The sequence below is a fragment of the Flavobacterium aurantiibacter genome, assembly GCF_002251775.1.
GTDB lineage: Bacteria > Bacteroidota > Bacteroidia > Flavobacteriales > Flavobacteriaceae > Flavobacterium > Flavobacterium aurantiibacter.
Window position 1 is genome coordinate 1 of the sequence record NZ_NOXX01000121.1, and the last position, 7901, is coordinate 7901.

A 7901-nucleotide genomic window follows, 5' to 3' on the forward strand; every position below is an offset into this window, starting at 1 on the left:
CAACGCTTCACACGATTATCAGCCTAAAAAATGTCCATTAAGCCAACAATTATTGATTTATGTCGGTTTTTTAGACCAGAAGCGAGTACTTTTGCAGAAAATTACTGGCATGTCGCAGCACTATTTTGCATACCATTTTACGATTGATCCGGTACAGCCGGGCACCGATATTGTTTTGGCGTCTTTGGAAGCGCTTCCATTCGAATCGTTTGAAGAAACTGAAACGGGCTTAACTGCTTATATTCAAGAAAATATGCCCGGCGCAGGCGCTGATATGGCGTATGATTTTTTGGAAAATGAGTTTTTTAGCGTTACGTATCGCATCGAAAAAATTGAGCAAGTAAATTGGAATGAAGAGTGGGAAAAGAACTTTGAACCGATTGATGTTAACGGACAATGTTATGTGCGTGCCCCATTTCATGAACCAAAAAATGCTGATTTTGAGATTGTTATTGAGCCGAAAATGAGTTTTGGTACCGGACATCACGAAACTACCTTTATGATGATCGAACATTTGTTGGAACTTTCGGTTGAAAATCAGACGGTTTTGGATATGGGTTGTGGCACCGCGATTTTAGCGATTTTAGCTGCGAAAAAATCGGCGGGAAAGGTCGATGCGATCGACAACGATACGTGGTGCTACGAAAATTCGCTCGAGAATATTGCACGCAACCAAACGCCTGATATTCGCGTATTTTTAGGCGATGCCAGCACACTAGAAACCCTCGACGTTACGTACGACCTGATTATTGCGAACATCAACCGAAATATTTTGTTACAGGATTTAGCTACTTATGTTAAATACCTACAAAAAGGTGGCACTATTTTACTGAGCGGCTTTTACAAGCACGACATTCCGGTTATGGAAGAAAAATGTGTTTCGCTCGGACTGGCACAGCAGTTGGTAAAAGAGCGCAATCATTGGGTAGCCATGAAATATGTGAAGTTGTAGAGAAAACGAATCGGCGTGCCTTTTCTTGAATGCTAGCTGTAGTTCTTTCGACACGATTATTTCATTTTCTTTCTGATTCTGCTTAGTGTTTCGGGTTTCATTCCCAAAAAAGAAGCGATAAATTGTAAAGGAACTGTTTGAAGTAGTTCGGGTTGTTCGGTAAGCAGTTTAAAATAGCGTTCGGTTTGCGAATCTTTGATAAAAGATATTTGTCTTTTGGTGCCCAAAATGTAAATGTGCTCGTACAGCTTTAAAAAGAGCTTTCGGAGGTTGGCGCTGTCTTGCATCATTTTTTCCACTTTGGCAAAACTAGCTCGGTAATAACACGTTACGTTTATAGATTGAATGTTGATCAACGTTGGTGTGTTGTTTCTGATGGAGAACAATTCGGCATAAATACTTGGGCCGGTGAGAAACTTGGTGGTAAATTCTTCGCCGTCTTTAATTAAGTAAACGCGGCAAATACCTTCGTCGAAGTAGATTAAATCTCGAATAGAATCACCTGCAGTAAATACGTGATCCATTTTTTTGATGGTTACCGGTTCGAAGAGCGCTTCTAAATCTTCGCGTTCTTGAGCTGAGATGCGGCAAAACGTCTCGATAAATTGCTGAAAGTGTTTCATTTTACAATTCTTTAAAGATTCGTTTCCGCACGCGACTTAGGGTTTCGGGTGTCATGCCAAGATAGGATGCGATGAACCGTTGTGGAATTTCGGCGATTACCTTCGGGCGATCGTTAAACAACTTTAAATAGCGCTCTTGGGGCGAATCGAAGATAAAGGAGTGTTGTCGAAGCAATCCGAATAGATACAGATGTTCTAAGAATTTAAAGAAGATTAGTTCCATTCTGGGATGTAAGGCAATTAAATCATCGAGATCGCTCATTTCAGCCTGCATTAAAACGGCATCTTTTAAGGCTTGCACGTTCATTTTTGTGGGTTCGAAGGCACGAACGGCCATTAAATCGGTGAACATCGTCGGACCGAAATAAAAATTCGAGGTGACTTCGCCGGTAGCCGTATTTAAGTACCCGCGCATGATGCCTTCATTCAAAAAGTAAATGCGAGAAACCCGTTCGCCTTCTACAAAAAGATGATCGAGTTTTCGGATTTCCATGGGCTTAAAGATGGAGATAAATGCGGCAATTTCTTCCTCAGTTAAAACTTCAAATCGCTGTAAAAAAATATGTAAATTGGTGTACATGCGTATTTTAATCGATTGTATTATAACCAGAAAAACGGGTAAGGAAGAGTCTGCTTGGTAAAGATACTTCGCAGACTCTTACAATCCCATTCCAAACTAACTAAAAAAACGTAAACTGCTCCCTAACTAGCAATTAACGAGCGTGTCGTTGTGGTTTTGCAGCGTACAAATTGATTTTAAAATTGGAAACGGTATCCGAAATCCGGTTGAAAACCAATTTGGTCGATCTGATTTACTTGCTGCGTTACCCGGTTATAATCTCGGGTAAAGACGTTTTCATTATTTGTAATATTCTGAAAATCAATATAAAACTGATGTGAACTCTTTTTCTTCGCGCTATTAAATTTGAAAGAGAACTTTAAATCGAGTCGCAAATAAGCGTCGTATTGTTCTGAATAATACGCTGATTCGTCGAGTACTTCATAACCTTGCGCTATAGATGCTTGTAAATCGACCGGCGTATAATAGCGTCCGCCGGAAGTGGTAAACTTGGTATTTATGGCAAAAACGTTCTTTCTTGCTTTTCCAATTTTGAATTCTTTCCCAGCTAAAACATTGAGAATGTATCCGTTATTAAAAGGCGAATCGCGTTCAACTTGATCGCTTCCTTTGTACTTGCTTTCAAAAGTAGAAGCGGTAATTAATGCATTGTATCCTTTGCTAAAGAACTTTTCTAAAGTTAATTCCATACCTCTGTTGTAGCCTGTGCCATTGCTAACTAAATTGGTTTTGTCGATCGAAAATCCGAAATCGGCGCCTTCTGTTAACGACGAATAACCGGTAGGTACACGTTCAACGGCGGCGTTATCGATGTCTTGGTAATACACCTCAACTTTCAATCGCCAATCTTTTCCAAAACGGTAATCGTAGCCCAAAACGTGATGCTGGCTGCGCACCAATTTCAAATCTCTGTTCGACTGAAAGGCAACACCGTCAATGTACTGGTTTAGAAATAAAATAGGTGCAGCTACATTTTGGTGGTGTAGTCCGTAACCGTAGCTGATATTGCTCTTGGGGTTTAGCGAATAACTCGCTGAAAATCGCGGTTCAACAACAGTTTGTTCGTTTAGCGAAAAGTACTGACCGTGAATACCGGCATTGAACAAGAGTTTTTCGGTAAGTCGAAATTGTCCTTGCACATAAGGTTGAAAAACGGTGTAATTTCCATCGATGTCAATCAGATTTACAAAATCGGGAAGTTGATCATTATCGGTATCTGCTTGTTGTTCGCGATCCGATAATTCGGAATTTAGTCGGAAGAACTCTACTAAAGCACCGGCGCGGATTGTTGCTTTTCGCGATAATTTGGTATTGAATAAAGAAGAAAGTGTTACGCGACTTTCGGTATTGTCGGCTTCGGTCCAACGTATTTTAAACTCTTCGGGCGTTTCGAGATTGAAGTAGCGGTCTTGGTCGAATAAATTCCCTGAAGTAGAAACACTTACGACATTTTTAAGAAAGGAACGTTCGCCGAGTTCGATTTGTTGTTTAATTCCAAGAACTGCGAAACGCGATTCTACGAAACTGTCTTCATCACGGGTTGCAAAAAGGTCGTCGCTAGATAATTCGACATCCCTTCCCAACAAATCGATGTTTGAATTTCCGAGTATTCCGAAAGCTGAAAATCGGCCTAATTTACTGCGTCCGAAATCGAAGTTAAAGGTTAGATCGTTATAATTTGGTTGTGCAGCGGTTCCAGCCAAGCCGAGAGAACCAACGATTCCGTAGCGTGCGGCCACCAGAAACGACCCGCCGTTCTTACCTAACGGACCTTCGGCAAGCGCTTCGGCACCAGGAAACGCTGCCACACCTACTGTATATTCGTACGATTCTGAATTTCCTTTTCGCAAACCTAAATCAAAAACGGCTCCTAGCGCATTACCGTATTCTGCTGGAAATGCTGACGTTAAGAAATCGGAATTTGCTAATACGTTCGGATTCAATGCTGAAACCGGGCTTCCCGTAGTGGCAAGAGTTGAAAAGTGGTTCGGACTCGGAATTGGAATTCCTTCCAAACGCCATAGCAAACCTGTGGATGAATTTCCGCGAACAATGATGTCGTTTCTACTATCATCGGCGGTAGAAACACCGGCAAAGTTCGATGCTAAACGTGCCACATCGCTTCGTCCGCCGGCATATCGGTTAACTTCGTCTGGCGAAAATTGTCGCACCGAAACGGCAGCCATTTTGTTGATCGCTTTTGCCTTATTGTTTGGCGCGGCGATAACTACTTCGCTAAGTTCATTAAAGGTTTGAGTGAGTGCAATGTTTGTTAAAACCTCCTTTCCAGAAACAACTTCTAATTCGGGTAAAACACTGCTTTCATAACCTGTAGCATCTATGGCAATACTTTGTCGGCCCAGAGGCACTTGTTCGAGTTTAAAGCGGCCGAACTCGTCGGAAACTGCTGTAATACCATCGTTTCCGAGTAAGGTAATAACAGCGCCTTCGATCGTTTTTTCAGACTGTTTATCTGTGATTACTCCTCGAATCACACCATTTTGCGCCTGAACTTGCAAAATTAAGAGCATAAAAAAAGAGAACACCAATTTTTTCATTGTACTTGTATTTTTGCCAAAGGTGTTACAAGAGGAAATGATACAAATTGATTAAAATCAATAAAAAATGAGTGCGTTTAAAGAGTCGCTAGTCTATGCCAAAAAATCAATAAATAGAGAAACATCTTTATTTGGAGTAAACAACGTCTCGCTAGAGTTACGCTCAATGACGTAAGCGAATTTTTCTTTGCTACAGAAATTTGCTTGTTTCGGATGGATCTCGCAAGACTTTTGTTGAACAGCTGTTTATTAGTACTTTTGCAAACCATTGAATTTAGATGAAAAGATTATGCCGCTTGAATTAACCGAATTTGAAACCGACGTTCTTGAGAAAATCGCCGACACGTACGAATTGGTATTGTATAACGACGATGTAAACACGTTTGATCACGTGATTGAAACGCTGATTCGCGTTTGTGAACACACGCCGATTCAAGCCGAGCAATGCGCCATTTTGGTTCATTACAAAGGACAGTGTACTGTGAAATCGGGCGGATTAGAAGAATTGGCACCAAAATGCAGTGCTTTGCACGATGCTGGATTGAGTGCCGACATTCAAAAGTCATAAAAAAGCACCTGACGTTTCGATCAGATGCTTTCGGTTTGGATTATTGGATTTTCTATTTATTCCACAACTTTTCTAAAATAACGCGAAGTTGATGTTGTAACTCCGGCGTTTGTTTCTTCGGATTTAATACGTAACTCCGAGTTCGTAAGCCGAATGATTTCGTAGGTTCCACCGTAAACATCGCCGGTAATTACCAAAGAGTTGTCTGTTTTGCTATAAGTTGCAGGTTCTGCAGCACTAGGTGTGCAAACATTCGACGCGTCTTTAAAAAACACAACATTATTGAAAGCATTAGTTGCGGTAAATTCGATATAATCCTTATCGCAACCTGGCTCGTTCCCAACATAATCTGAAGAAATATTACCCCCGTTTGCTGAGATAATTGTTCTGGTTGGAGTCCATTTTGCAACTATCGATGCAGGTGTACTTGGATTATCATCGCCGCCACACGAGGTTAATAAAATGGCAGAAAACCATAGTACTAGGCCGAATTTAGAGAAACTTTTCATGATATGCGATTTAATTTGTGCTGCAAAGTAAGCAGAAAATATTTAAAATTTAACAAGTGGTACAATTATACAAAAGCCCGATGAAATCGTGTAATTTTGCAAAAAATCATTAACAATGAAGAATTTTCAAATTGAATACAAGTGGGCCTTAATTCTTACGGTACTTGGCATAGTTTGGATTGCCCTTGAACGAGCGGTTGGTTTACACGATCAGCACATAGATCAGCATCCAATTTATACGAATATAGTGGTACTACCTTCGGTTTTGGTCTATTATCTAGCTTTAAGAGAAAAGAAAAGTAGCTTTTTCAAGAACCAAATGGATTGGAAACAGGGATTCTTATCGGGTTCGGTAATGGCAATCTTTGCTGCATTGATGTCGATACCCGCTGTCTTCTTTTCTTTAAAAGTAGTTTCGCCCGACTTTTTTGCCAATCAAATCAAGTATCAAATTGAGGTTCATGGAAGAACGTTGGAAACGGCAAGCTCTTATTTCAATATGAATACCTATTTGATTACTTCTGCAATTGGCAGTATTTCTTTTGGAATAGTGGTTTCAGCAATTGTGGCGTACTTTTTGAAATCGAAAACGCAAAAAGGATGATATGCGTAGAAAAGTAATTGGCTGTTTGCTTATTGCCGTAGTACTTAGTGCATGCGTTAGCACAAAATCGACTTTAAAAAACGTGGATGAAAATGCGCCGGACTTGCAACTTAATTCGGTCGGAAATTTTGTCATAACCGACATAAGCACCAATCCGAAATACGGCTACGATAAAGACTATCCGATAAATGTCTTTTTTCAAAACACAAAAAACGATACCATTAATCAATTTCGATTTTTGAATGCTTTGGCGGGTCCGAAAGGTGAAAAAATTCGATTTCGCAAGATCGACGATTGTTGTCCGTTTCCTTCTAAACGGAACGACATCGGTGTTGGACTTTTAAACCGCTATGAAATCACGTGGGAAGGACAAAAAAAACCAATTGTTTTATACCTCAATATTTTTGCAAAAGGTCGGATTGCCGTCCCTGTTGGGTTAACTCTTAAAAAATAATTATGCAACTATCGAATATTCCCAAAATTAAAAATTTAGAAAGTGGAAACTTCTTTGTCCTTGCTGGCCCTTGTGCTATTGAAGGCGAAGAAATGGCTTTGCGCATTGCCGAAAAATTAGTTGGTATTACCGACAAACTACGTATTCCGTACGTTTTTAAAGGATCGTTTAAAAAAGCGAACCGCAGCCGAATTGACAGTTTTTCGGGTATCGGAGATGAAAAAGCTTTGAAAATTCTTCAAAAAGTTGGACAAACATTCGACATTCCAACAGTTACCGATATTCACACTAACGAAGATGCTCCCAAAGCAGCAGAATATGTTGATGTTTTGCAAATTCCGGCATTTTTAGTCCGTCAGACCGATTTGGTTGTAGCCGCAGCTCAGACAGGTAAAACTGTGAATTTGAAAAAAGGACAGTTTATGAGTCCGGAAAGTATGAAACACGCAGTGCAGAAAGTACTTGACTGCCAAAATGAAAACGTAATAGCCACCGATCGTGGAAGTATGTTTGGTTACCAGGATATGATTGTCGATTTCCGAGGTATCCCGACGATGCAACAATTTGCAACCACCGTGCTCGATGTGACACATTCGTTGCAACAACCTAATCAAGTCGCTGGAGTTACAGGCGGCCGACCCGACATGATTGAAACGATTGCGAAAGCAGGAATCGCCGTAGGTGTCGATGGTATTTTTATTGAAACACACTTCGATCCGGCAAATGCCAAAAGCGACGGTGCCAACATGCTACACCTCGACTATTTTGAAGGTTTAATGACACGTTTGGTGGCAATCAGACAGACAATAAATAGCTTTTAAATCGGAGTTCGATTTATCAATTGAGCTTTAGTTATTGATTAAACGCACAAACAGCTAGAGATTCTTACGCTTACTGCATTCATCCTCAAAATCACTAATACATTCGTATTATTGAATTTGAGGATTTTTTTATGCCTATCATCATGATCGATTAATCATCACGATAAATGGAATTGCTTTTCTATAAATGTTTAGTACACGACAAAAAACATAATTGATTAAAAATCAATAA

The 7901-nt window shown here is 40.2% G+C and carries 9 protein-coding genes; 5 read left to right on the forward strand and 4 right to left on the reverse strand.

Annotated features, from left to right (window positions below; translation table 11 throughout):
* The first annotated feature begins 109 nt into the window (after positions 1 to 109).
* Positions 110 to 952 carry a 50S ribosomal protein L11 methyltransferase gene (gene prmA / locus CHX27_RS02070; protein WP_094485115.1) on the forward strand — a complete coding sequence of 281 codons (843 nt, stop codon included), beginning with the start codon at positions 110 to 112 and terminating at the stop codon, positions 950 to 952.
* Positions 953 to 1008: 56 nt separating this feature from the next.
* Here the strand turns inward: prmA and CHX27_RS02075 are convergent, their stop codons facing one another.
* From CHX27_RS02075 to CHX27_RS02085, 3 genes are all read right to left on the reverse strand, one after another.
* Positions 1009 to 1575 carry a Crp/Fnr family transcriptional regulator gene (locus tag CHX27_RS02075; protein WP_094485107.1) on the reverse strand — a complete coding sequence of 189 codons (567 nt, stop codon included), beginning with the start codon at positions 1573 to 1575 and terminating at the stop codon, positions 1009 to 1011.
* A 1-nt stretch (position 1576) separates the two neighbouring features.
* Positions 1577 to 2155, reverse strand: a complete 579-nt coding sequence (locus CHX27_RS02080; RefSeq protein WP_094485108.1) for a Crp/Fnr family transcriptional regulator — start codon at positions 2153 to 2155, stop codon at positions 1577 to 1579.
* Positions 2156 to 2331: 176 nt separating this feature from the next.
* Positions 2332 to 4713 carry a TonB-dependent receptor gene (locus CHX27_RS02085; protein ID WP_094485109.1) on the reverse strand — a complete coding sequence of 794 codons (2382 nt, stop codon included), beginning with the start codon at positions 4711 to 4713 and terminating at the stop codon, positions 2332 to 2334.
* 289 nt (positions 4714 to 5002) lie between these two features.
* On the opposite strand from CHX27_RS02085, the gene CHX27_RS02090 reads away from it, so the two are divergent.
* A complete protein-coding gene (locus tag CHX27_RS02090; protein WP_094485110.1) occupies positions 5003 to 5281 on the forward strand; it encodes an ATP-dependent Clp protease adaptor ClpS in 279 nt (92 codons plus the stop codon).
* 56 nt (positions 5282 to 5337) lie between these two features.
* Here the strand turns inward: CHX27_RS02090 and CHX27_RS02095 are convergent, their stop codons facing one another.
* Positions 5338 to 5790, reverse strand: coding sequence for a lipocalin-like domain-containing protein (locus tag CHX27_RS02095; RefSeq protein ID WP_094485111.1), 453 nt, complete (start codon positions 5788 to 5790; stop codon positions 5338 to 5340).
* Between the two features lie 115 nt (positions 5791 to 5905).
* Between CHX27_RS02095 and CHX27_RS02100 the strand changes: the two genes are divergently transcribed.
* Genes CHX27_RS02100 through kdsA form a run of 3 tightly spaced genes read left to right on the forward strand, consistent with a single transcriptional unit; the run spans position 5906 to position 7669 of the window.
* Entirely contained in the window at positions 5906 to 6394 is a 489-nt protein-coding gene (locus CHX27_RS02100) for a DUF4199 domain-containing protein (protein WP_094485112.1), read from the forward strand.
* 1 nt (position 6395) lies between these two features.
* Positions 6396 to 6848 (forward strand): 2-dehydro-3-deoxyphosphooctonate aldolase, encoded by a 453-nt coding sequence (locus CHX27_RS02105; protein ID WP_094485113.1) that lies wholly within the window; start codon positions 6396 to 6398, stop codon positions 6846 to 6848.
* Positions 6849 to 6850: 2 nt separating this feature from the next.
* Positions 6851 to 7669 (forward strand): 3-deoxy-8-phosphooctulonate synthase, encoded by an 819-nt coding sequence (gene kdsA, locus CHX27_RS02110; protein ID WP_094485114.1) that lies wholly within the window; start codon positions 6851 to 6853, stop codon positions 7667 to 7669.
* The last annotated feature ends 232 nt before the right edge of the window (positions 7670 to 7901 follow it).

Bases quoted from the DNA above. Each gene is read 5' to 3' on its own strand.
- CHX27_RS02090 (WP_094485110.1), top strand. From the start codon at position 5,003: ATGCCGCTTGAATTAACCGAATTTGAAACCGACGTTCTTGAGAAAATC.
- kdsA (WP_094485114.1), top strand. From the start codon at position 6,851: ATGCAACTATCGAATATTCCCAAAATTAAAAATTTAGAAAGTGGAAAC.
- CHX27_RS02095 (WP_094485111.1), bottom strand. From the start codon at position 5,790: ATGAAAAGTTTCTCTAAATTCGGCCTAGTACTATGGTTTTCTGCCATT.
- CHX27_RS02105 (WP_094485113.1), top strand. From the start codon at position 6,396: ATGCGTAGAAAAGTAATTGGCTGTTTGCTTATTGCCGTAGTACTTAGT.
- CHX27_RS02085 (WP_094485109.1), bottom strand. From the start codon at position 4,713: ATGAAAAAATTGGTGTTCTCTTTTTTTATGCTCTTAATTTTGCAAGTT.
- CHX27_RS02100 (WP_094485112.1), top strand. From the start codon at position 5,906: ATGAAGAATTTTCAAATTGAATACAAGTGGGCCTTAATTCTTACGGTA.
- prmA (WP_094485115.1), top strand. From the start codon at position 110: ATGTCGCAGCACTATTTTGCATACCATTTTACGATTGATCCGGTACAG.
- CHX27_RS02075 (WP_094485107.1), bottom strand. From the start codon at position 1,575: ATGAAACACTTTCAGCAATTTATCGAGACGTTTTGCCGCATCTCAGCT.
- CHX27_RS02080 (WP_094485108.1), bottom strand. From the start codon at position 2,155: ATGTACACCAATTTACATATTTTTTTACAGCGATTTGAAGTTTTAACT.